This window comes from Marinobacterium sp. BA1 (assembly GCF_041155135.1).
In the GTDB taxonomy this organism is placed as follows: Bacteria; Pseudomonadota; Gammaproteobacteria; order Pseudomonadales; family Balneatricaceae; genus Marinobacterium; species Marinobacterium iners.
This window is the reverse complement of the sequence record NZ_BAAFHC010000001.1, coordinates 2,069,881-2,091,818: the sequence shown is the minus strand read 5'-3', so window position 1 is coordinate 2,091,818 and position 21,938 is coordinate 2,069,881. Positions and strand designations below refer to the sequence as shown.

Annotated in this window: 21 protein-coding genes; 11 read left to right on the top strand and 10 right to left on the bottom strand. The window is 54.8% G+C overall.

Features of this window, described 5'->3' with window-relative positions; genetic code table 11:
- The first annotated feature begins 27 nt into the window (after nucleotides 1-27).
- The 7 genes from ACAM29_RS10135 (at nucleotide 28) to ACAM29_RS10105 (ending at nucleotide 8,293) form a co-directional block, all read left to right on the top strand.
- The gene (locus tag ACAM29_RS10135) at nucleotides 28-1,167 is read left to right on the top strand and encodes an acyl-CoA dehydrogenase family protein (protein WP_091828032.1); all 1,140 of its coding nucleotides are present in this window, start codon (nucleotides 28-30) and stop codon (nucleotides 1,165-1,167) included.
- A complete protein-coding gene (locus tag ACAM29_RS10130; RefSeq protein ID WP_369624037.1) occupies nucleotides 1,164-2,519 on the top strand; it encodes an FAD-dependent oxidoreductase in 1,356 nt (451 codons plus the stop codon). Before ACAM29_RS10135 ends, ACAM29_RS10130 begins: the two co-directional genes overlap by 4 nt.
- Before the next feature lie 34 nt (nucleotides 2,520-2,553).
- A complete protein-coding gene (gene cynS, locus ACAM29_RS10125; RefSeq protein ID WP_091828030.1) occupies nucleotides 2,554-3,003 on the top strand; it encodes a cyanase in 450 nt (149 codons plus the stop codon).
- 317 nt (nucleotides 3,004-3,320) lie between these two features.
- Nucleotides 3,321-4,697, top strand: a complete 1,377-nt coding sequence (gene trkA, locus ACAM29_RS10120) for a Trk system potassium transporter TrkA (RefSeq protein WP_369624036.1) — start codon at nucleotides 3,321-3,323, stop codon at nucleotides 4,695-4,697.
- Nucleotides 4,698-4,709: 12 nt separating this feature from the next.
- Nucleotides 4,710-6,155, top strand: a complete 1,446-nt coding sequence (locus ACAM29_RS10115) for a TrkH family potassium uptake protein (RefSeq protein ID WP_369624035.1) — start codon at nucleotides 4,710-4,712, stop codon at nucleotides 6,153-6,155.
- A gap of 3 nt (nucleotides 6,156-6,158) precedes the next feature.
- Nucleotides 6,159-7,610: an ATP-binding protein gene (locus ACAM29_RS10110; RefSeq protein ID WP_369624034.1), complete on the top strand. Its 1,452-nt coding sequence runs from the start codon at nucleotides 6,159-6,161 to the stop codon at nucleotides 7,608-7,610.
- Entirely contained in the window at nucleotides 7,607-8,293 is a 687-nt protein-coding gene (locus tag ACAM29_RS10105; RefSeq protein WP_369624033.1) for a response regulator, read from the top strand. The genes ACAM29_RS10110 and ACAM29_RS10105 overlap by 4 nt, the downstream gene beginning before the upstream one ends.
- On the opposite strand, the gene ACAM29_RS10100 is transcribed toward ACAM29_RS10105, so the two are convergent.
- The gene (locus ACAM29_RS10100) at nucleotides 8,290-9,303 is read right to left on the bottom strand and encodes an LLM class flavin-dependent oxidoreductase (RefSeq protein WP_369624032.1); all 1,014 of its coding nucleotides are present in this window, start codon (nucleotides 9,301-9,303) and stop codon (nucleotides 8,290-8,292) included. The genes ACAM29_RS10105 and ACAM29_RS10100 overlap by 4 nt on opposite strands.
- 39 nt (nucleotides 9,304-9,342) lie before the next feature.
- A complete protein-coding gene (locus tag ACAM29_RS10095; protein ID WP_369624031.1) occupies nucleotides 9,343-9,930 on the bottom strand; it encodes an antibiotic biosynthesis monooxygenase in 588 nt (195 codons plus the stop codon).
- A gap of 168 nt (nucleotides 9,931-10,098) precedes the next feature.
- On the opposite strand from ACAM29_RS10095, the gene ACAM29_RS10090 reads away from it, so the two are divergent.
- A complete protein-coding gene (locus ACAM29_RS10090) occupies nucleotides 10,099-10,995 on the top strand; it encodes a LysR family transcriptional regulator (protein WP_369624030.1) in 897 nt (298 codons plus the stop codon).
- 86 nt (nucleotides 10,996-11,081) lie between these two features.
- On the top strand, nucleotides 11,082-12,047 hold the full coding sequence (locus ACAM29_RS10085) for an AraC family transcriptional regulator (protein ID WP_206840065.1): 966 nt from the start codon (nucleotides 11,082-11,084) through the stop codon (nucleotides 12,045-12,047).
- A gap of 45 nt (nucleotides 12,048-12,092) precedes the next feature.
- On the opposite strand, the gene ACAM29_RS10080 is transcribed toward ACAM29_RS10085, so the two are convergent.
- From ACAM29_RS10080 to ACAM29_RS10055, 6 genes are all read right to left on the bottom strand, one after another.
- Entirely contained in the window at nucleotides 12,093-12,914 is an 822-nt protein-coding gene (locus tag ACAM29_RS10080) for an IclR family transcriptional regulator (RefSeq protein ID WP_369624029.1), read from the bottom strand.
- Between the two features lie 94 nt (nucleotides 12,915-13,008).
- On the bottom strand, nucleotides 13,009-13,719 hold the full coding sequence (locus ACAM29_RS10075) for an ABC transporter ATP-binding protein (protein WP_206840069.1): 711 nt from the start codon (nucleotides 13,717-13,719) through the stop codon (nucleotides 13,009-13,011).
- 2 nt (nucleotides 13,720-13,721) lie between these two features.
- Entirely contained in the window at nucleotides 13,722-14,483 is a 762-nt protein-coding gene (locus tag ACAM29_RS10070; protein ID WP_091828023.1) for an ABC transporter ATP-binding protein, read from the bottom strand.
- Nucleotides 14,480-15,442, bottom strand: coding sequence for a branched-chain amino acid ABC transporter permease (locus ACAM29_RS10065; protein ID WP_091828022.1), 963 nt, complete (start codon nucleotides 15,440-15,442; stop codon nucleotides 14,480-14,482). The genes ACAM29_RS10070 and ACAM29_RS10065 overlap by 4 nt, the downstream gene beginning before the upstream one ends.
- A gap of 15 nt (nucleotides 15,443-15,457) precedes the next feature.
- Nucleotides 15,458-16,321 carry a branched-chain amino acid ABC transporter permease gene (locus ACAM29_RS10060; protein WP_206840071.1) on the bottom strand — a complete coding sequence of 288 codons (864 nt, stop codon included), beginning with the start codon at nucleotides 16,319-16,321 and terminating at the stop codon, nucleotides 15,458-15,460.
- A 70-nt stretch (nucleotides 16,322-16,391) separates the two neighbouring features.
- A complete protein-coding gene (locus ACAM29_RS10055; RefSeq protein ID WP_369624028.1) occupies nucleotides 16,392-17,564 on the bottom strand; it encodes an ABC transporter substrate-binding protein in 1,173 nt (390 codons plus the stop codon).
- A gap of 248 nt (nucleotides 17,565-17,812) precedes the next feature.
- On the opposite strand from ACAM29_RS10055, the gene ACAM29_RS10050 reads away from it, so the two are divergent.
- Nucleotides 17,813-18,736 (top strand): catechol 2,3-dioxygenase, encoded by a 924-nt coding sequence (locus tag ACAM29_RS10050; protein ID WP_369624027.1) that lies wholly within the window; start codon nucleotides 17,813-17,815, stop codon nucleotides 18,734-18,736.
- 199 nt (nucleotides 18,737-18,935) lie between these two features.
- Here the strand turns inward: ACAM29_RS10050 and ACAM29_RS10045 are convergent, their stop codons facing one another.
- The gene (locus ACAM29_RS10045; RefSeq protein ID WP_206840085.1) at nucleotides 18,936-19,961 is read right to left on the bottom strand and encodes a TRAP transporter substrate-binding protein; all 1,026 of its coding nucleotides are present in this window, start codon (nucleotides 19,959-19,961) and stop codon (nucleotides 18,936-18,938) included.
- 20 nt (nucleotides 19,962-19,981) lie between these two features.
- Entirely contained in the window at nucleotides 19,982-20,752 is a 771-nt protein-coding gene (locus ACAM29_RS10040; protein WP_091828017.1) for a class II aldolase/adducin family protein, read from the bottom strand.
- A gap of 111 nt (nucleotides 20,753-20,863) precedes the next feature.
- Between ACAM29_RS10040 and ACAM29_RS10035 the strand changes: the two genes are divergently transcribed.
- On the top strand, nucleotides 20,864-21,808 hold the full coding sequence (locus tag ACAM29_RS10035) for a LysR family transcriptional regulator (protein ID WP_369624026.1): 945 nt from the start codon (nucleotides 20,864-20,866) through the stop codon (nucleotides 21,806-21,808).
- Nucleotides 21,809-21,938 lie beyond the last annotated feature (130 nt).

The window sequence follows — 21,938 nt, the reverse complement described above, 5'->3', positions numbered from 1 at the left end:
CCCAATACCTGACAGGAGAGGAATGCCATGAATAACGTCGCCGTATCCACCCCGCTTTTCACCCCTTGGGCCGATGATGCCCAGGTGCTGGCTGATGTAGCCAAAGTCGCTCGGGAACAGCTGGCTCCCGCCGCCTACCGTATCGACCATGAGGGTTATTACCCGACCGACATCATGGCAGACCTCGGTCAGGCAGGTGCCTTTGCCGCGCATCTGAATCAGCATGGCGGTCGCTTTGGTCTTGCGCTTGCCACCATGCAGGAGGTCAGTCGCCACTGTGGTTCCACCGGCTTCATGACCTGGTGCCATGATGTCTGCGGCCTGTACATGGAGCAGTCCGGCAATCCGGCACTGCTGGCCCGCCTGGACGATCATGTTGCAGGCCGCACGTTCGGCGGTACCGGGCTCTCCAACCCGATGAAAGCGCTGACCGGTATCGAAAAAATGGCTCTGAAGGCGAAAAAGGTGCCGGGTGGCTACAGCGTCAGTGGCACGCTGCCTTGGGTCAGTCATATCGGCCAGGGACAGTATTGTGGTGCCATTGCCGCCGTTGATCGTGCCGATGGCAGTCGTTCACATGAAGTGATGTTCCTGCTGGATATTGATGAGCGGGTGCCGTTAAGGCCCTGTCCGGAGTTTTCCGGCATGGAGGGCACCAGTACCTGGGCCGTGCCTCTGGATAACTACTTTGTCAGCGAAGACCAAATCATCGCTGATCCGGCAAGGCCGTTTATCCAGCGTATCCGAGCGGCATTTGTTCTGCTGCAGGTTGGTATTGCCGCCGGTGTGATTCAGGGGTCCATCGACTCCATTCGAGATGTGGAAAATCAACTGGGTCACGTCAATCAGTACCTGCACAACCGTCCGGATGAGCTGCAGGCCGAGTTCGATGAAGTGGCCGCACGCGCCGGTGTACTGGCTCAAACCCCCTTCGATGGCAGCAAGGATTATCTGCTTGATGTGCTGGAACTGCGCGCGCACGGCGCAGAGCTGTCACTGAAGGCGTCACAGTCAGCGCTTCTGCATCAGGGGGCTCGTGGTTACCTGATGAACTCGGCGCCGCAGCGACGCATCCGGGAAGCGCATTTTGTGGCCATTGTCACTCCGGCGATCAAGCATCTGCGCTGGGAGATGGCCAAGTTGATGCAGGAGGAGGTGCCGGCATGAGCACAGATGTATTCAACCCCGAAGATCGCCCCTGGCAGCAGTATATCTGCCTGGCCTGTGGCCTGATTTACGATGAAGAGCTGGGTGATCCGGACAGTGGGCTGGCACCGGGTACCCGCTTTGAAGATATACCCGATGACTGGGAATGCCCGCTGTGCGGCGTGACCAAAACCGATTTTGAGCTGCTGGAGGCTAAGGTGGTAACGGCTGCTGCGCCGGTTGGTGCAGTCAGCAGCGATCGCCCCGGGATTGTTGTTGTGGGTGGCGGTATTGCAGGCTGGTCCGTTGTTGAAGCGATTCGCAGTCTGGATGGCGAGACGCCGATCACTATGGTCAGTGCCTGCAGCGCCAATCGCTATCACAAGCCGGAGCTTTCAGTGGCGCTCAGCCGTGGCCTGCAAACCGAAGCGCTGATCAAGGAAACCGCAGCGGATGCAGCCTGTCGTTTGGGCGTGCGCTTGCTCAGCGAGACTTTTGTTGTTGGCATCAGTGCGGCGCGGCGGGAGCTGCGTACCACACGTGGCACTCTGACCTATAGCCATCTGGTACTGGCGCAAGGTGCCAGGCCCGCCTTGCCTGATGAACTGCCGGCCTCTCTGTGCTGGCGTGTCAACGACCTGGCAGGATGGAGTGGACTGCAGCAGCAACTGGCCAGCGGACCGCAGCAGGTTGCCATCGTCGGAGCCGGCATGGTGGGCTGTGAACTGGCCGAAGACCTCACCCGAGCCGGGCATCGGGTCACGTTGCTGGACCGTCAGCCTCTGCCGCTGAGCGGTCTGATTCCGTCCGAGGCGGGTGAGGCATTGCAACACAGCCTTTCGGCACAGGGCGTGATCTATCGACCCTCGAGTCAGATTGCCGATGTCTGTGCTGAAAACGGCCGCAAACAGATCCGACTTGAGAGTGGAGAAACGCTGGAAGTCGATCACGTCATTGCCGCGACGGGCCTGAAAACCGACAGCCGTCTTGCGCGTCAGGCCGGATTGGCGTTCAACGCAGGGATTGTGGTGGATGAAAACATGCGCAGCAGTGATGCGTTCATCTATGCACTGGGCGACTGCATCAGCCTGGATGGTCAACCTTGCCGCTTCATTGAGCCGATTCAGCACCAGGCGCGCGCAGTGGCAGCCGCGGTACTTGGGCGGGAGCCCTCGTCCTATCAGCACAAGATGCCCGTAATTCGGCTCAAGACCCGAGCCTTGCCTCTGGTATTGCACGGCGTACCGCAGCCCGATGGGCACTGGGAGATCAGCCACAAAAGTGACGACAGCATGATCATGCAGCAGCGCATGGGAGAGGAAGTCGTCGCCACACTGAATATTGGTCAGCCTCGGCACAGTCGAGCGGCCTGAACACAACGTTATCGTCCATACGAAGGTGAACATCATGATCAGTACCCGTGAAGAAGTAACTCAGATGATCCTCGCCGCCAAGGTGAGTAAGGGCATTCAGTGGAAACAGGTGGCTGATGCCATCGGACTGTCGAAGGAGTGGACGACTGCAGGCTGTCTGGGCCAGATGACGTTCAACAAGCAGCAGGCTGAAACGGTTGGCGAAATATTTGGTCTGTCGGATGAGGCCATTGCCTGGCTGCAGGTTGTGCCTTACAAGGGATCACTGCCCAGTGCCGTGCCCACCGATCCGCTGATCTATCGTTGGTATGAAGTGGTCAGTGTCTACGGCAGCACCATCAAGGAGCTGATCCATGAGGAGTTCGGTGACGGCATCATGAGCGCCATCGATTTCTCCATGGATATCCAGCGTGAAGAAAACCCCAACGGAGACCGCGTCAACGTGGTGCTGTCTGGCAAGTTCCTGCCGTACAAGTCATATTGAATTCGATCGATACCCAGCAGACTTCTGCTGCTGGGTATCGTGCTTCAACATTTGATATGTGTCATGTTGGGTTGTTATGACATTTGTTTAGTCTGGGGTGATACTCGGGGCAGAGCGAGTCACGCTTCAATGTTAATTGAATCCGTCCATCACGCCTTTCCTACCTGTTCATCACACTAGTGCCTGCTGTTGCTCCTGCCTGCCTTTACGCTTTTTTTACGCTCTCGGCTGTTTTGCTGTCTCGAACCTTTACGCCTTGCTGTCTGACAATTTGCCTGTCATTCATAACAGGGGCCTTTCAGGCTAATGGCGTTACGATGCGAATTGTCATATTGGGGGGCGGACAGGTTGGTGCAACTCTGGCAGAACAGCTTTCCGGTGAATCCAATGACATTACAGTAGTGGATTCCCATGCAGGTCGTTTGCGCGCGCTTCAGGACCGGCTCGATATCCGCACGGTGGAAGGGCATGCTTCGTTTCCCTCGGTACTAACGCAGGCAGGGTGTGACGATGCGGATATGCTGGTGGCCGTGACCAATAGTGACGAGGTCAACATGGTGGCCTGTCAGTTAGCCCAGTCACTGTTCAGTATTCCGCGCAAGGTAGCACGTATCCGAAGCAGCAATTATCTCGGTTGTGCTGACCAGCTGTTTCAGGCCAAAGCGATTCCCGTGGATGTGCTGATTAGTCCGGAACAGCTGGTCACCGACCATATTGAGCAGCTGACCCGCTGGCCTGGAGCCCTGCAAGTACACGACTTCATGAACGGGCTGATTAAGCTTGCCGTATTTCGGATCGGTAACAATTCGTGTCTGCGAGGACATTATGTTGCTGAACTGGATACCCTGCTGCCTGGGGTTGAAGTGCGACTTGTAGCACTTTATCGGGGTGAATCTCATGTGGCGTTGCATGGCGCTCTTCAGTTCCTCCCCGGGGATGAGGTCTACATGATTGCAACCCCCGCCCACTTGGAATTCGTGACCCAGCTATTTGTGGGGCAGCGGCAGCGCTATCGTCAGATCATGATTGCCGGGGGCGGTAATATCGGGGCCTCGCTGGCAGCCCGGCTGGAAGCCCGCTTTCATGTCAAGGTGATCGAAAGTCGTTCGGAACGCTGCCGTGAGATTGCTCAAAAACTGGATGCTGCCGTCATTATCAATGGCAGTGTTTCGGAGTTGGATATTCTGACTGGGGAGGGAATTGATAATGTGGATCTTTTCTGTGCTCTAACCAATGATGATGAAGCCAATGTGATGTCCTCGATGCTGGCCAAGCGAGCAGGGGCGCGTCGAGTACTCACTATCATCAATAATCCGGCGTATGCCGATTTGGTGGACGGCAATATTATCGATTATGCCATTTCGCCCGAGCAAATCACCATCGGCAGCCTGCTGACCTACATCCGCAAGGGTGATGTGACGCGGGTTCACGCACTGCGAAAGGGGCAGGCTGAAGCGCTAGAAACAATCGTGCACGGTGATAGTAAAACCTCTCGTGTCGTTGGGCGCCAGGTGGGTGAGCTAAAACTGCCAACAGATGCACGCATTGGTGCCATTGTGCGCGGCAACCGGGTAATCATGAGTCACGCCGACACGCGCATCGAAAGTGAAGACCATCTCATATTCTTCATGACCAGCAAGCAGAGCCTGAAGCAGATTGAAAAACTGCTGCAGGTCGGACTTGGCTATTTTTGAAGGGGTAACAGGATGAAACTCTTTCGTCCGGTATTGTATGTGTGCGGTATGCTGGCTTTCATCATGGCGGGGCTGTTGCTGGCACCTGCAGTTTTTGCCCTGCTGACTGATGACGAAGAGCACATTACCTTCTTCCTGTCATCCGGTCTCGCTGTACTGGCAGGGTTACTGTTGATGCTGCCAGGCCTTGGCCACCGCTTCACGCTGACGGCACGACAGCTGTATCTTTTGACCAGCCTGAGCTGGTTGTCCCTGTCTTTTTACGGCGCCTTGCCGCTGATGCTCAGCCACCACCCGCTTTCGTTGACCGATGCGGTGTTTGAAGCGGTGTCCGGCATTACCACCACCGGCTCAACCGTGATGTCAGAGCTTGCTGCCCTGCCGCACTCCATACTGCTGTGGCGCTCCATGTTGCAGTGGGTCGGAGGGCTTGGCGTGATCGGCATGGCAGTGTCGATTCTGCCATTCCTGCAAGTGGGTGGCATGCGTCTGTTCCAGACTGAATCTTCCGACTGGTCGGAAAAATCCCTGCCACGCTTTCATGAGATGGCCCGTGCTCTTTTACTTGTCTATCTGGGTATTACCCTGGCCTGTGCGCTGTCATATCTGGCGGCTGGCATGACGCTGTTCGATGCTATCAACCATGCCATGACGACCGTTTCCACGGGGGGCTACGCTACTGATGACAGTTCCATGGGGCGTTTCAGCGATACCATTTTGTGGATTGCGGTGCTGTTTATGCTGATTGGTGGCATGCCGTTCATGCTCTATATCCGCTTTTTGAGTCAGCGCAACCTGAATGTGTTCAGAGATCAGCAAGCCCGAGGGTTTCTGCTGGTGGTATTTGGCTTGATCAGCCTGCTGACATTGCAGCAGCTGCTGACCTCTGATCGAGAGCCGTTTGAAGTGCTGACCCATGCGGCCTTCAATATCGTCTCGGTGATCACGACTACCGGTTACGCGTCGTCCGATTACACCCTATGGGGCTATTTCAGTATTGCCTTTTTCTTTCTCGTCACCTTCATCGGCGGCTGTTCAGGTTCAACCAGTGGCGGTATGAAGATTTTCCGTTTTCAGTTGTCATGGCTGTTTATGCGTGACCAGATGAACAAGCTGGTGCACCCGCGGGGTGTATTTTCGATCCGCTATAACGGTAAGGCGGTTGCAGACGATATCATGGTGTCGGCGGTGGCGTTTTCGTTTCTGTTCTTTCTGGTACTGGCACTGACAACTCTTGCCTTGTCGGCAACGGGACTCGATTTTGTGACGGCTCTCAGTGGTGCGGCAACTGCACTGACCAACGTGGGCCCGGGCCTCGGTGATATGATCGGCCCGGCCGGCAACTTCGCCGGGGTACCGGAGAGCGGCAAGTGGATTCTTGGCTTCGCCATGATTCTTGGCCGGCTTGAGCTGCTGACCGTGATGGTATTGCTGACACCCGTTTTCTGGAGAGGCTAGGTTATGTCCGAACTGCAGTCACGTGCCAGCCTGCAACGCCATTGGCTGCTGGCGTCAGCCGCCCCAGTCGCGGCGACACTGATTTGCTGGCCATTGTTCGAACTGCTGCCAGCGGCCAGCCTGTCGCTGCTGTATCTGGCCAGTGTGTTGATTGTGGCAATCGGCACCTCAACGCGCCCTGCCTTGTGGTCGGCATTGCTGTCATTTCTGGCCTACAACTTTTTCTTCACTGAGCCTCGCTTTACCCTCTTTATTCTTCACCGTGAGGATATCATCACTGCGCTTGTGCTGGTTCTGGTCGCCCTGTTGACTGGCCAGCTTGCCGCTCGACTGCGTGAAAAAGTTGATGCGCTGGAAACCAGTATACGTTGGAACCAGGGGCAGATGGCACTTGCCCAGGCATTGTCCGATTGCATGGATGCTCCTGCGCTGATTACTGTATTTTCATCCCATCTCAAGGAACGATTCAGTCATCGTCCCTGTCGCATTGAACGGTTGCCTGAAGTTGAAGCAGGTGCCGCGATGGAGATGTGCCCAGAATCGATTCTGCTGAAGGAAGAGATGACCGGCTATTGTCTGTATGTGCGTGACCAGGATGCCCAGGTGCAGGGGCTGTCGTTCCGGTTTAACGCTGATCAGTTGCCTGATCTTAAAGTCCAGCTTAATTCTGCTGTGGAACTGTTCAAGCTGGCCTGGAGTCGCATTCAACTCGCTCAAAGGCTTCAGAGAGAAACCCTTGAAAAGGAGCGAGAGCAACTCAGGTCAGCCCTGCTGTCTTCCATTTCTCACGATCTACGCACCCCTTTGGCAACCATGATTGGATCAGTCAGCACTCTCATTGATCTGCCCGAGAGCCTGTCGCAAGAACAAAAACGGGAATTGCTCGACAACACGCTTTCTGAGGCGCGTCGATTGGATCGCTATATTCAGAAGCTGCTTGATATGACGAAGATCGGGCAGGGAGAGTTGAAGCTCGAACGTGATTGGGTTGGGGTGGATGAAGTTTTGAATGTTGCGCTCAGGCGTTTGCAACCCTTGCTGAAGGGACAACGGATTGATGTCGTGTGTCAGCCCGATCTGCCCATGTTCAATTTGCATGCGGCTTTGGTTGAACAGGCCATTTTCAATGTACTGGAAAATGCAGTGCGCTTTACACCACCGAATGAGGTGATCCGAATTGAAGTGTCCGTCGAGGGGGATGATCTGAACATTGACATCGCCGATACAGGACCGGGTATTCCGGCCAGGCACTGGCCGCGTATTTTCGACATGTTTTTTACCCTTTCGCACGGTGATCAGCAGACAGGTGGGACGGGGTTGGGGTTGGCAATCTGTCAGAGCGTTCTGGGTGCCCATGGTGGCGAAGCCAGTGTTTTGTCGAGCACGCCGGATCATGGCAGCTGCATTAGGTTGCGGTTACCGCTTACATTGGCACATAACGGAGACGGGGCATGACACGAATTCTGATTATTGATGATGAGCCCCAGATTCGTCGCTTTCTTACCATCAGTCTTGAGTCTCAGGGTTATCAGATTTGTGAAGCCGTGTCAGGACGAACCGGGCTGGAACAATTGACCCTGGAACAGCCGGACCTTGTCATTCTGGATTTGGGGCTGCCGGACCTGGATGGGCAAGAAGTGTTGAAAGAGCTGCGTGGCTTCAGTGAAGTGCCTGTTGTCGTCCTGTCCGTGCGTAACAGCGAGAAGGAAAAGGTTCAGGCGCTGGATTCAGGAGCCAACGACTACGTCGAGAAGCCTTTTGGTGTCAAGGAGCTTTTAGCCCGCATTCGAGCCGTGCTGCGTTCGGCGTCGGGTAAGGATGTGCGTCCCAGCGCCTATGATGATGGCCGTTTGCGCATTGATTACCATCTGCGTACCGTACAGCTGGCCGGTGAGCGGGTGCATTTCTCGCCACGGGAATACGATCTGCTATTGGAGCTGGTGCAGCACCCGGGACAGATCCTGACGCAGCAGTATTTACTGAAGAAATTCTGGGGGCCTTCTCATCTTGAGGACAGCCACTACCTGAGAATTTTCATTCGCCAGATACGTGGCAAACTGAAAGATGATCCGGCACGGCCTCTCTACATCGAGACCGAGCCCGGAGTCGGTTACCGCTTCATTGGTGGCGTGACTTAACTAATCAACGCCCCGGCCAGCCGCTCGTAACTGCGCAGACGATCACTGTAATCATGAGTGACCGTCACAACGCCCACTTCATCGGAACGGTATTGATCCGCTACGCGATTGATCTGATCGGCACACTCTTCAGCGGTCCCCAGTATCATTGAGTTCAGAACCGCATCAAAGAAGGCCTGATCGGCCGCGCTCAGGTTTTGTTTCAGGTGCAGGGCCTCGTCGGGATGCTTAACCACCTCACGGATGCCCTGACGGAACGCCTTGACCTTCCAGTAGACGGCGGGGGCTGCCAGGTATTCGGCTTCTTCACGGCTGTCGGCACAGAGTGCCGCCACCGCAATGCTGGCTTCAGGTTGGCCAGAGTGTCCCGCCTCACGCCAGGCCTGCTTGTATTCGCTGATGACACTGGGCGGGGCCGGTTCGGGGCTGATGAACAGGGCCAGACACATCTTCATGCCGACCTGACCAGCCAGCCCGGCACTGCCACCGCTTGATCCCAACATCCAGGTTTGTGGTATGGCCGGCTGTCCCGGCATGACCTGCAGCCCCTTGTAGGCATGGCCTTCAGGCAGGCTGTGGTGCAGCAGGTTCTGCAGCAGCCATGATTGCTCAGCATAGTCTTCCAGCCCCGGCTGGGCGGGGTAGGCCAGCGCATGTGATGCCAGCGCGTCACCCCCTGGTGCCCGTCCGATGCCCAGATCGATACGACCGGGATAGAGCGTTTCCAGCATGCTGAACTGTTCAGCGACCTTGTAAGGGCTGTAGTGGGTCAACATGACCCCCCCGCTGCCGACACGAATCCGTTCGGTCACACTGGCGATGTGGCTGATCAGTATCTCCGGGCAGGGGCCGGCAAAGTTGATGCTGTTGTGGTGCTCGGCCAACCAGTAACGGTGATAGCCCCACCGATCACAGGCCTGAGCCAGCTCAACCGTCAGGGCAACGGGTGAAACGTTTGCAGGCAGACCCTGCACGGGAGATTGGTCAACAACGGTCAGTTTTAGGGTCATGGGAGTTCCTGAATTCTTGGTCCGGACGTACAACCGAGCTTAGCGCTCGTTCTGTTCTCGCTTGGGGAACAGCCAAAAGGCGAACCATCGAGTGAAACGCGGCATCAGCAGATAGGACATGGCCACCATCACCACGGCTGTAATCAGCATGGTGCGCAACAGCAGTGGTACTTGTGCCAACAGGTCGCCAAACAGCAGAAAGATGATGGTGACGGTGGGGTAAAGCGCCAACCAGCTGACAAAGGTCATTTTGTATTTGGGTGGCGGTTTCACCGGGTTGTGGCCGGGCAGAGTGAACCAGTTGATGATGCCAGAGGTAGTTTCCACCTGACTCGGGGCTACCAGCAAAGGCTCGATCTGCTCCAGAATCTCGGCGCGCTCGGACGACTGCTGCCAGGCTGACAGCGTCGTTTCATCGTTGAACTTGAAAATGATGCGGTACTCGGGATCGTCGGAACTCGCAGGACGAAACATGCTGGCGCCGAGGTAACCGGGGTAACGCGCTGCACGCTCGGTCATCTGACTGCTGAGGCGTTCGAATTCGGCTTCCTGGCCCTTGATTACGCGACGGGAGATTACCACTGTAACGGGGTTGATACTGTTGTCCGCTGAGGTCTGGTCTGACATGTCGATGTCCTGAATCCCGAAAATGAGTGGGGAAAGCCGAAGCCGAGTGGTGTAGCATCAGACGATTCGGATTGCACGATCCGCCCAATGATGCTCAATATAGGCGTTCAGGGATATTTATCCACACGCTGCGCGGGACGGCGTGATTTCATTTTTGAGAATTACACTATGAACTATCAGGATCTGTACTACTTCATCAAGGTGGTTGAGAAGGGAAGTCTGGTGGCGGCGGCGCGCTATCTGGATATTCCGACTTCAACCCTGTCGCGTCGGTTGCAGGCGTTCGAGCAGGATCTTGGCTACAAGCTGGTACACCGCAGTTCCAAAAAATTCGGCCTGACGGAGTCCGGTCAGCGTTTTTACAACAGCTTATCCAGCGTTGTGACAGAGCTGGAGATGCGAACCGAGGATGTGAACACTGAACTGTCCTCCATGTCGGGTGACATCAAGATTACCGCACCATTGACCCTTGGGCACCATTACGTCAAGAACTGGGTGTTTGAGTTTATGGAGATGAACCCGCGCATCAGTGTCGAGATGTTTCTCAGCAACGAGAACGTGGATCTGGTGAAGAACAGCATTGATATCGCCTTTCGACTGGGCAAAGTCACCCTCAATGACTGGGTGATGCGTCCTTTGCTCAGTACCGAGATGGTTGTGGTGGCCACACCTGAACTGGTTGCACGCCATGGTGCTCCACAGAGACCGGAAGATTTGAGCAAGCTGCCGCTGGTGGTGCTCAAGCGTTCGGCGTTCTGGCGTTTTATGGACCCGGATGGTCACGCGATTACCTTCACCCCGCATGCCCATTTGCGAACCGATGAGATCCGCTTTGCCGTGGATGCGGTAAAGAAGAATCTGGGTGTCTGTTGCATGCCACGCTACGTTGTCGCGGCAGAACTGGAGCGGGGCGAGTTGGTCCAGTTGCTGCCCCAGTGGTCGATGGAGGGAAGGACCATGCATATGCTCTATCCACACCGGGAAAGCCTGCCGGTCAAAACCCGGGCCTTTATCGAGTTCGTCATGGACAAGGTGGCGCACATGGAGGCAGGTATGGCCGAGTGACGTTGATTAAAAAACAGGCATTGCATCGAGGGGTCTTTTACCTATAATTAAGCCGTTAACAATAATTACAAAATACGGTGCAAGCCATGTTCTCCAACGTGCTCAGTAATGCTGTGATTTTTGATCAGGCACACCCGCTGGAAGTGTCCGAATACGTCAATCGCCATGTAGGACACCACAAGCTTGAGTTTGCCGATCGCGAGTGCAGTCGTTCACCGGCCTCGCGACTGAACCACCGGGACTTTGCCGGGCTAGGATTGTCCTCCATCAGCTATGGTGACTGTGTGGATGTGCGCTGCCCTGAGTTACAGGGTATCTATCATTTCCAGGTGGTGACCCGAGGCGAATGCCGCTGGCGCTTCCGAGACGAGAATCTGCGTCTGTTTCGGGGCCAGGCACTGATGATGAACCCCGGAGAGCAGATGGACCTGACCTACTCCGAGGATTGCGAAAAAGTGATCGTCAAGGTCCCCGAGGAGCTGGTCAAGGAAGTCTGTCTGGATCAAGCGGGGCTGGTGCCACGCAGTGGGGTTCGTTTCGAGCGCCGTGTCATCGAGCTGGAGCAGTCTCTGGGGTTCATGCGATTACTGGATGCGCTGCTCCTGGAGGCCAATGAGACCGAACTCGATCTGAGCCATCTGCAGTTGCCCTACCGCGATATCCTGATTCGCAAACTGCTGCAGCAGTTCGACAGCAATGCGGCTTCGGGACGTGACCTGCATGCCAATGATCGCAGTTTTTCCCACCTGCTGGCCTACGTCGAGGCCAATATCCGTGATGATCTGAGTGTTGAAGAACTGGCGCAGGTCGGTAACGTCAGTGTACGTACCGTATACAACCTGTTCGCCAAATATTTCAATGTGACACCCAAGCTGTTCATCAAGCAATCCAAACTGAAAAGCCTGCGTGAAGAGCTGGTCAGTGGCAAGGCGGTTCGCAATGTAACCGAGGTGGCGCTGGACTATGGCTTCACCCACCTGGGCCGTTTCTCGTCCGACTATCGCAAGATGTTTGGTGAGCTGCCGTCCGAGACACTGCGCCGCAAGCGTTGATCGCGCTGTACCTCGCGGCTGAATGACCTTAGGCGACACACCGGATCAGGTGTGCCGCTTGAGGTGCTGCTGGCCGCAGATGGCTTCCGTCACCTGCTCGGCGCATCCAGTGAGTTGCTGCTGCAGCGCCGAGCCGGGACGGATGTCCGTATCACCCGCCATCCCCATCAAACTGATGACCGACGATATATTGCCGTTGACATCGAAGATGGCGCTGGCGGCCACATTCAGATCGGGCAGATAATCACCGTAGAAACAGCACAGGTTGTCCTGTCTGACCTGATCCAAATGCTCCCGGAACGCATCACGCTGCAGCAATTTGCCGCCATGGCGAGGCAGGGCCAGCGGTTGCTGGAAAAACGCGTCCAGCATGGCTTCGCGTCGCTCCTTTGGCAGGTTGGCCAGGAAGATGCGGCCAGACACCGAGAAAAAGGGGGACAGCTCCAGCCCGAGTCGAATGTTGACGGCGACCGGCTGGCTGGCATCCAGCCATTTGATGACCAGAGGCGCTTGGCCGTTCCAAACCGTTACCGATACGGTCTTGTCCGTGGTTTCATTGAGTTCTTCAACGGCCGTGAACGCCAGCCTGATCGGGTCGATGCGACGGATGGCTGCCACGCCAAGGGTCAGGCAGGATCTGCCCAGGGTATAGCTGCTGCCGTTGTCATGCATGATGTAGCCCATGCGCAGCAGACTGACGATGTACTTGTGCAACCTGCTGGGCGATAGCTCGAGCTGGTCGGACAGATTTTTCAGCGTCAGGGGCCTGGGCGACTCTGCAATGGTATTCAGAATGCGTAGCCCGATTTCAAGAGAACCAATCCCCTGGCGGAGCGTTACAGGGTGCTTTTCAGTGTCTGCTGTCATAGTGTGGGGGCCCTGTGGCGCTGCACAAATAGGGGATTGTACCAAGTAATCGCTCCGGGCCGGAATCAGCCCGAAGCGCAACGTCGCGAAGGGCTCAGACACCGAGATAGGACTCAACCTCGTCCAGCCGTGACAGCAGCTGTTCAGAGTTGTCGTTGAACACGACCTTGCCCTTGACCAGCACCACATGCCGGTCACACAGCTCCTTGAGTACCTGGATGTTCTTGTCCACGATCAGGGTGGAAATACCGCTTTCCTTGATGGTGCGAATCACGTCCCAGATCTCCTTGCGTATCAGTGGCGCCAGACCTTCGGTGGCCTCGTCCAGAATCAGCAGATCCGGATTGGTGACCAACGCTCGGCCAATGGCCAGCATCTGCTGCTCACCGCCGGACAGCTGGGTGCCCAGATTGCTCAATCGTTCCTGCAGGCGCGGAAAGGTTTCCAGTACCCGTTCGTAATTCCAGTGCTGCTCGCCTCGATTGTTGGGGCGTGCGGCCATTTCAAGATGCTCTTTTACCGTCAGGTTGTGAAACATGCCTCGGCCTTCGGGAACATAGGCGATGTCCTTGCGCATCCGCTGCCAAGTGGGCAGGGCAGAGATTTCTTCGCCCTTAAAGAACACATGACCACTGCGTGGCTGAACCAGCCCAAGGATCGATTTCAGCGTGGTGGTCTTGCCCATGCCGTTGCGTCCCATGAGACTTACCGCCTGACCTGCTTCAATTTCAAAGCTGACACCGTGCAGAATGTGGCTTTCATCGTAGAAGCTGTGCAGCCCCTTTACTTCCAGCAATTTTGTCATGTTCAGAATACCTCGTCGCCCTGGCCCAGATAGGCTTCCTTCACGCGGGGATCATCGCGCACCTCATCAACGGTGCCGGTGATCAGATGCTGACCGTCCACCATCACCGTGAGCTGGTCCGACAATTCGAACACTGCATCCATGTCGTGCTCGACCAGAACGATGCAGTATTCCCGTTTCAGTTTTTTCAACAGCTCGATGATCAGCAGCGACTCTTCATGCCCCATGCCCGCCATCGGCTCGTCAAGCAGCAGAACCTCGGGAGCTGTTGCCAGCACCATGGCGATCTCCAGTTGTCGCTGTTCGCCGTAACTGATGTGAGATGCGATTTCGTCACGCCGCGCACCCAGTCCAACCTTTTCCAGTGCCTCGGTGGCGATCTCGTCCAGTACTTTCTGGGTGTAGCGTGAGCGCAGAAAATTGAAGTTGCCGCCCATGCGCCGCTGTACCGCCACACAACAATTCTCCAGACAAGTGGCACCCGGATAGATGTTGGTTTTCTGGAAGCTGCGACCAATCCCCCGGCGGGCAAAAGCGTGTGGCTTGATCGCCTCAATCGGCTCGCCCTTGTGCAGAATCCGCCCGCTGGTGGGTTTGTAGTGGCCGCACAACAGGTTCAGCAGGGTGCTTTTACCCGCACCATTGGGGCCGACAATGCCGTGCAGTTGGTTATCGTGGAACTGGAGAGAGATATCATCCAGTGCTTTCAGCCCGCCCCAGTATTTGCACAGGCCCTCGGTTTCAAGCATCAGCTCTGTGGTCATGAGCGTTTCTCCAGCAGTTTCTCCAGATAACCGGCAATGCCGTTCTTGAACACCATTACCATTGCGATGATCAGAATGCCCATAAACAGCATCCAGTGTTCGGTCAGATGCTCCAGGGAGTAGTGCAGGCCCTCGTACACGAAGGTGCCGAGGATGGCGCCATAGATGGAGCCCATGCCGCCCAGAATTGACATCACCAGTGCCGAGCCGGAGGTAGTCCAGGCCAGCATGGACGGGTTGACGAAACCATACTGCAGGGTGAACAGGTAGCCGGCGTAAGCCCCCAGTGCTGATGCGATCACATAGCTCATTAGGCGGAACATGAAGATGTTGTAGCCAAGGGCCGTGGTGCGACCCGGATTCTGGTGGATGGCATCCACCACGCGACCGAAGCGAGAGCGGATCAGCAGTTTGAAAAACACCAATGTGTTGAACAGTGACAGCAGGCAGAGGTAGTAGAAGTGGATCGGGTTATCCAGATCAAACAGGCTCAGGCCGAAGATACTGGTTTCGGGCTTCATGTAGATGAATAGCCCGTCATTGCCACCAAACTTGATGGAGTCCGAGAAGAAATAGAAGGCCATCTGGGCAAAGGCCAGCGTGATCATGATCATATAGATGCCGTTGGTACGCAGTACCAGAAAGCCGATCACCAGTGCGATCGCGGCCGCACTCATGCATACGTAGAAGGTATACACCCAGAAGTTGACCTCGGTGTACTCCGGCGCAAGCATCCAGAACAGATAGCCGCCCAGGCCATAGAACATGGCATGGCCCAGGGTGATCAAGCCGCAGCGGCCCACCAGGTAGTCCAGTGACATCACGAACAGGGCGAAAATCATGATGCTGGTCAGCTTGCTGACGTAGAAGGTGTTCTGTTCCAGAAACAGCGGCAACAGCAGTGCCAGGGGGAAGAACACCCAGATGAAGATGCGTTCGGTACGTTTATTGAACAACATGACACAGACTCCGGATCAGGAAGAGAACAAGCCTTGCGGCTTGATCAGCAGGATGAACGCCATCAGGATGTAGATCATCATGCTCGAGATTTGGGGTACCAGAACGGACGAGAAGGTATCCACAAGCCCCACCAGAAGGGCCGCAACGAAGGCGCCCTTGATCGATCCCATGCCGCCGATCACGACCACTACAAAGCAGGTGATCAATACGTGTTCGCCCATGCCGGGCATGATGGAGGACATTGGGGCAGACGCGACCCCGGCGACAGCCGCCAGCATCACGCCAATTGCAAACACGATGGTGTAGAGGCGACGAATATCAATGCCCAGACACTCCACCATTTCACGGTTGGACTCGCCGGCTCGAATCAGCATGCCCAGCCGGGTCTTGTTGATCATGTAATACATCACGAAAGCGATGGCGATACAGAGCAGGGCGACAAAGATGCGATAGATCGGGTACTCCAGTACATCATTCAGCGGTACGGCACCGGACAGAGCCTGGGGCACCGGCACGCCCAGCGGGTCGTTACCCCAAAGCAGGCTTTGCAGTGCGTTGAAGACAAAGATCATGCCGATGGTGAGCAACACCTGGTCCAGATGGTTGCGCCGGTAGAGATGGCGTATCAGCCCCCGTTCGATGGCAATACCGATCAGCAGGGCGATCGCGGCGGAGATCAGTGCGCTGATGCCGAAGCTGCCGGTATGCTCGAAGAAATACCAGGCCAGATAAGCGCCGACCATGAACATGGAGCCGTGCGCCAGGTTGAGAATGCCCATCACGCCGAACACCAGCGTCAGGCCGGAAGCGATCAGAAACAGCAGCAGCCCATACTGCAGGCCGTTGATCAGCTGCACAAAAAACAAAGAGGTGGTCATAGCAGAACCCGGGATGATCAGTCAGGTTAATACGACCGGGCAGGGTAAAGCCCCGCCCGGTATTGCAGGCTTAGAGCTTGCAGCCGCGAGCCGGGTCTTCCAGCATCGGGGATGCGATCTCGATCACCTTGTTCTCGCCGTTTTCAACCGTACGCAGGTAGATGTTCTGCACCGGGTTGTGGGCCTTGGAGAAGGTGAAGTCGCCACGTGGGCTGTTGATTGTGGTGTTGGCCATGGTATTGATCAGTGCATCGCGATCGGAAATGTCGCCCTTGAGCTGGTTCAGCGCATTGGCAATCAGCAGACCGGTGTCATAACCCTGCACCGCGTAAAGGTCAGACGGCTTGTCGAACTGCTCCTTGTAGGAGGCTCTGAAGCGGTTGTTGAGATCATTATCCAGCGTGTCAGCATAATGCAGCGTCGTCATCACGCCTTCGGCGGCAGCACCCTGGGCTTCAATAGTGCCCTCGGTCAGGAAGCCGGAGCCCAGCAGTGGGATTTTGCCCTTCAGGCCCAGTGCATCGTAATCCTTGACGAATTTGACCGCGCCGCCGCCGGCGAAGAATACGAACACTGCATCAGGCTTGAGCGATGCGATTTCCGACAGGTAGGACTGGAATTCGGTCTGCGGGAAGGGGACCAGCATCTGTTTGACGATCGTGCCGCCACCGGCAGTAAAGGATTCTTCAAACGCATCCAGGCTCTCGCGTCCCATGCCGTAGTTCCAGCTCATGGTCACGACATTCTTGTAGCCCTTGTCGAGTGCCACCTTGCCCATTGGGTACGACGGCTGCCAGGAAGAGAAGGAAGTGCGGAATACGTTGGGTGCACATAGAGGTCCGGTCACGGGGCCGGCACCGGCGTTCGGCACAATCATCACGGTATCCTTGCCGCGCAGCACCTTCAGCATGCCCATGGCCACACCTGAGTGGACAGGGCCGATGATGAAGTCGGCCTTGCTGCGATCCAGCAGCGAGGATGCGATTTCAGGTGCACGTTCGGGGCGTGCCTCGGTGTCGATCTCGATGTATTCAATCTTGCGACCGTGCAGTTCGGCAGCCTTTTCCTGCAATGCCATTTTCAGACCGTTACGGGTAGCATCGCCCAGCGCGGCATACACACCGCTGAAGGGCAGCATGATGCCCACTTTGACCGGCTCATCCGAAGCCAGCACCGGTGTGCTAAGGGTTAGGGTTGCCAGGCCGGCAGCGACAGCAGTACGCAGAGTATTGGTCTTGAACATATAAACCTCTCAGGGAGTGCGTTATTTTTATGGTCTGCTGATTAGAAAGAACCCTGACCTGCATCAATAGCCGCTTGATGCAGACCTGTGTCCAAAAAACTGCAACGATGTTGCAGATGCATGCGGTATGCAGTGTGCGGATAAAGCTTGCACCCACCGGATTTAACACGCCGCCAAGGCCTGTAATAGTCGATCTGAGTTGTAATCGGGCCGGCAGCGGCCAAGGGTTGTCATAACAAGAGGTGGCTATGAAAAAAGGTGTAATGCGTCCTGGGCACGTGCAGATTCGCGTGCTGGATATGGATGAAGCCGTCAAGCACTACGTAGACCTGCTCGGTCTGATCGAAATGGACCGTGACGATCAGGGCCGTGTCTATCTCAAGGGCTGGACCGAAGTGGACAAGTTCTCGGTGGTGCTGCGTGAAGCGGACGAAGCCGGCATGGACTACATGGGTTTCAAGTGCTTGAGCGAAGAGGTTGTGGACAGCCTGCGTGCTGAGCTGGTTGTGTTCGGCTGCGAAGTGGAAGACATTCCCGCCGGTGATCTTAAAGACTGTGGACGCCGCGTCCGTTTTGTTGCCCCCACCGGGCACGCGTTCGAGCTTTTTGCCACCAAGGAGCAGACCGGCAAGTGGGGCGTGGGCAATCACAACCCGGAAGCATGGCCGCGTGGCCTGAAAGGCATGCAGGCGACCCGTTTCGACCACTGCCTGCTGTACGGCCCCAACCTGGACCGCACTTTAGAGCTGTTCCGTGATGTGCTCGGCTTCGATCTGGCTGAGCAGGTGATGACACCGGACGGCAAGCGTGTCGGTCAGTTCCTGACTGCCAGCATGAAGGCACATGATGTGGCGTTTATCGATCATCCGGAACCAGGCAAGTTTCACCATGCTTCCTTCTTCCTGGAGACCTGGAACGATGTGCTCAAGGCGGCGGACTTGATCTCCATGACCGATACCTCAATCGATATTGGCCCGACACGTCATGGGCTGACTCATGGTCAGACCATCTATTTCTTTGACCCTTCCGGCAATCGTAACGAGGTTTTCTGCGGTGGCGACTACCACTACCCGGACCACGAGCCGGTGACCTGGGATGCGGGCGAGCTGGGTAAAGCAATTTTCTATCACGACCGTCAGTTGAACGAGCGTTTCCTGAGCGTGCTGACCTGATTTTGTTGTTGTGCTGCACCGGTCACGGCTCTCCTGTGACCAAACCTTTTGCGCCGTCTATTGACGGCGTTTTTTGTTTGCTCGGCAAAGCCGGTCACTGATAAGTCGATGTGTCCCATGCTCGGGTCATTAATGTGATAAGGCCTGTATGCAGCGGTACATGCCTGGATCGGCTATGCACCGCTGCAATCAAGGGCGATTAATCGGTTGTCTGGCGTTGGTATTCCAGGGCTGCTCGGTTCAAGTCATCCAGAGCGGCCTGTGCATCGATGGGGCGGTCGGACACACTGTCAATCCAGGCCTCATGCATTCCTTGGACTTTCTCTGCAAATTGCTGTGTCAGAGGGTCTTCAGGGGTCAGTTCTTTTATCCGCACGTTCATCTCACGAGCAGCCTCAAGCCCCTTAGTGTCCGAGTTGCCCCAAGCGCGACCAGCGAGAGCGGATAGCTTTTCACCAGATACCGACATGATCGCATTACGGTCCTTTTCACTCAGGTCCTCAAACACATCTGGATTCATGAAAATTGTAAAAGCAGTTGTATACATGCCCGAAGGGAACAGGGTCACATCGCTCACAACCTCGTTCAGGCGAGAGTACTTCAGTTCCTGAGCGGGAAGGAAAACACCGTCTATGACACCCTGTTGCATCATTTCATACACTTTTGTAACGGGAGCAAATACAGGCACGACGCCCAGGCGTGTTGCAAGGTCGTTTACGACTCCACCGCCCGTGCGGATTTTCTTATTGTGCAGATCCGAGAGGTCGTTGACTTCGAAAGTGGTGAACAGCTGACCAGGGCCGTGTACAAACATGCCCAAAACTTTCAGCCCATCGAACTCGTGAGCCGCCTCAAAGTGTTGCTTGTACACGCGCCACAGAGCGACCGACAAGGCTTCAGGATCAGCGGTTACCCCCGGGATTTCAACGACGGCCGGTAGCTTGAATCGGCCCGGCAGATAGCCATTTACACCGAAACTGACGTCTGCCACACCATCTTCAACCAGGCTGAACATGGACTTGGGGTGTCCTGAACCATACTCCAGTTCAATTTTGACACGTCCTTCCGTTGCTTCCTCAACCCATTTCCCCCAGGTAGGCCAAACGACATCATTTTGTCCACTGGTCGGAGGCAGCCAAGTGGCCACACGCAGTGTGGTTTGTGAGTAGGTAGCGGTGGAAAACATGAATGCACAAATGTATGCGATCGTTTTTATTATATTCATTGTTGGGCCTTTCTTATGGATTAATACTTGTAGGATGGATCTTTTTTATCCATCAAACGTTCAAAAGCGGCAACTGCATCTCGACCAGAACCATATTTTGGATTGAAAAGAGGCGTATCGCGTGCGCAACGCTCAAGAATGTTATCAGGAATTTTCAGTGTTTTACCCATGGACATTGAAGCCAACTGAACTTCACATGCTCGGTTCAGAAGCCACATCAGTGAAAATGCCTGTGGTAGATCAGCCCCGATGATAACAGGGCCATGATTTCTCAACATCAGGATTTTTTTGCCCTCACTGCTGGCTACAATTCGATCGCCTTCATCCATGCGGACCGTAATGCCTTCAAAGTCATGATACGCGACTTGGTTATGCAGCTGTGCTGAGTAGAAATTTGTGAATGAAAGACCTTCTTCCAGGCAGCATACAGCCAGGGTCGGTGTTGTATGTACATGCATGATGCAATGCCCATCGGGCACATGTTTATGTATGGCACTGTGGAAGGTAAAGCCGGCAGGATTGATTGGCCAGTCAGAATCACCCACGATGTTACCATCGATATCAATCTTGACGAGGTTGGATGCTTTTACTTCACTGTAATGCAAACCAAATGGATTGATCAGAAAGTGTTCAGGTTCACCGGGTACACGTAATGAGATATGATTATAAATTGACTCATCCCAGTTGAAATGATCAAAAATCCGATACATGCAGGCCAGATCCTGCCTCGCCTTCCACTCCTCGGCACTGTATTTAAGAGGTCGGTCGAAATAATAACTCTGTTTTTTCATGTGGTTTTTCCTGTAGCGTTGATACCTGTGCCAGCATAGAAAAACTGATTCGATGACGAAACAAACAATCCGGTATAGCAGGTATAGGCAACTCCTATAGGTATAAAGCTTATGAATACCAAGCAATTGATATATTTCGTGAAATCAGCTGAGCTTGGCAGCATTGCAGCTGCAGCTCGGGAGCTTGAGATCTCGCAGCCCAGTATTAGCCAGCAGATCTCGGTACTGGAGCATGAACTCAAGGCGACCTTGTTCAGTCGTGATGTGCGTGGGGTTTATCTAACTGAGAGCGGAGAGATTTTCTTGGCTCATGCGCGCTCAGTCATTCGCCAGTTGGAGCAAGCACAGGCTGAGTTACATCAATCGATATCCTCACCTTCCGGCAAGGTTTCGATCGGTTTTACCCAGCCCATTTGCAATATTCTAGCTGTGCCATTAATGACATGCCTTGAAAGAGAATTTCCGAATATTGAATTAAGCATTTATACGGGGTATTCATCCGATCTAATTAAAATGATGAAGTGCGGTGATATTGACCTTGCTGTTTCTTCCTATGATGAAAGTGATTGTAAAAATATTAACTATGAGCTTTTCTTTCGAGAAAAAATATATTTATTGATTGGGAAGAACCGGTTTTTTGAATTTGATGATTTATTTGTTAGAAAAGGCGCTATACGGTTTTCAGACTTGAGACACTACGAGGTCATGGTTACAAATCGTACAGACTCGCTTGGCTATCTCATTGGCCAGTACGAAAAAGAGACTGGTTTTTACTTAAACAAGCGCCAGCCGCATGGTCAGTTAATGACTACATTAAGGCATGTTACAGAAGGACATGGCATGTTGATTACCCCGTCATCGTCCTTTTTTCACCTCGAAAAAAATGATGAGGTGAATGCCATTGATATTGTCGAGCCTCGACTCTATCGGGATGTTTTCCTTGTTTCGTGCAGAGACAAGCCTGTGACCAATGCGATGAGCAAGGTGATCGAAAAAATTCGTACGATCACGCGGCAGGAAAATGAAAATGGCCACTGGCGTGGCAGCGTTGTCTAGCCTGCTCATTTTTCATTTGGCAACACGGCAGCCCTTTCGTCATTGAGCACGGGTGGCTGCGCACTGGCCTGGCGCTTAGCGGTCAGTCTTTGTGCATATCAACACGGGTTTGCTCCTGTTCGAGCCGATA

Coding starts and splice junctions, on each gene's coding strand:
- ACAM29_RS10135 (WP_091828032.1), top strand. CDS start 28: ATGAATAACGTCGCCGTATCCACCCCGCTTTTCACCCCTTGGGCCGAT.
- ACAM29_RS10130 (WP_369624037.1), top strand. CDS start 1,164: ATGAGCACAGATGTATTCAACCCCGAAGATCGCCCCTGGCAGCAGTAT.
- cynS (WP_091828030.1), top strand. CDS start 2,554: ATGATCAGTACCCGTGAAGAAGTAACTCAGATGATCCTCGCCGCCAAG.
- trkA (WP_369624036.1), top strand. CDS start 3,321: ATGCGAATTGTCATATTGGGGGGCGGACAGGTTGGTGCAACTCTGGCA.
- ACAM29_RS10115 (WP_369624035.1), top strand. CDS start 4,710: ATGAAACTCTTTCGTCCGGTATTGTATGTGTGCGGTATGCTGGCTTTC.
- ACAM29_RS10110 (WP_369624034.1), top strand. CDS start 6,159: ATGTCCGAACTGCAGTCACGTGCCAGCCTGCAACGCCATTGGCTGCTG.
- ACAM29_RS10105 (WP_369624033.1), top strand. CDS start 7,607: ATGACACGAATTCTGATTATTGATGATGAGCCCCAGATTCGTCGCTTT.
- ACAM29_RS10100 (WP_369624032.1), bottom strand. CDS start 9,303: ATGACCCTAAAACTGACCGTTGTTGACCAATCTCCCGTGCAGGGTCTG.
- ACAM29_RS10095 (WP_369624031.1), bottom strand. CDS start 9,930: ATGTCAGACCAGACCTCAGCGGACAACAGTATCAACCCCGTTACAGTG.
- ACAM29_RS10090 (WP_369624030.1), top strand. CDS start 10,099: ATGAACTATCAGGATCTGTACTACTTCATCAAGGTGGTTGAGAAGGGA.
- ACAM29_RS10085 (WP_206840065.1), top strand. CDS start 11,082: ATGTTCTCCAACGTGCTCAGTAATGCTGTGATTTTTGATCAGGCACAC.
- ACAM29_RS10080 (WP_369624029.1), bottom strand. CDS start 12,914: ATGACAGCAGACACTGAAAAGCACCCTGTAACGCTCCGCCAGGGGATT.
- ACAM29_RS10075 (WP_206840069.1), bottom strand. CDS start 13,719: ATGACAAAATTGCTGGAAGTAAAGGGGCTGCACAGCTTCTACGATGAA.
- ACAM29_RS10070 (WP_091828023.1), bottom strand. CDS start 14,483: ATGACCACAGAGCTGATGCTTGAAACCGAGGGCCTGTGCAAATACTGG.
- ACAM29_RS10065 (WP_091828022.1), bottom strand. CDS start 15,442: ATGTTGTTCAATAAACGTACCGAACGCATCTTCATCTGGGTGTTCTTC.
- ACAM29_RS10060 (WP_206840071.1), bottom strand. CDS start 16,321: ATGACCACCTCTTTGTTTTTTGTGCAGCTGATCAACGGCCTGCAGTAT.
- ACAM29_RS10055 (WP_369624028.1), bottom strand. CDS start 17,564: ATGTTCAAGACCAATACTCTGCGTACTGCTGTCGCTGCCGGCCTGGCA.
- ACAM29_RS10050 (WP_369624027.1), top strand. CDS start 17,813: ATGAAAAAAGGTGTAATGCGTCCTGGGCACGTGCAGATTCGCGTGCTG.
- ACAM29_RS10045 (WP_206840085.1), bottom strand. CDS start 19,961: ATGAATATAATAAAAACGATCGCATACATTTGTGCATTCATGTTTTCC.
- ACAM29_RS10040 (WP_091828017.1), bottom strand. CDS start 20,752: ATGAAAAAACAGAGTTATTATTTCGACCGACCTCTTAAATACAGTGCC.
- ACAM29_RS10035 (WP_369624026.1), top strand. CDS start 20,864: ATGAATACCAAGCAATTGATATATTTCGTGAAATCAGCTGAGCTTGGC.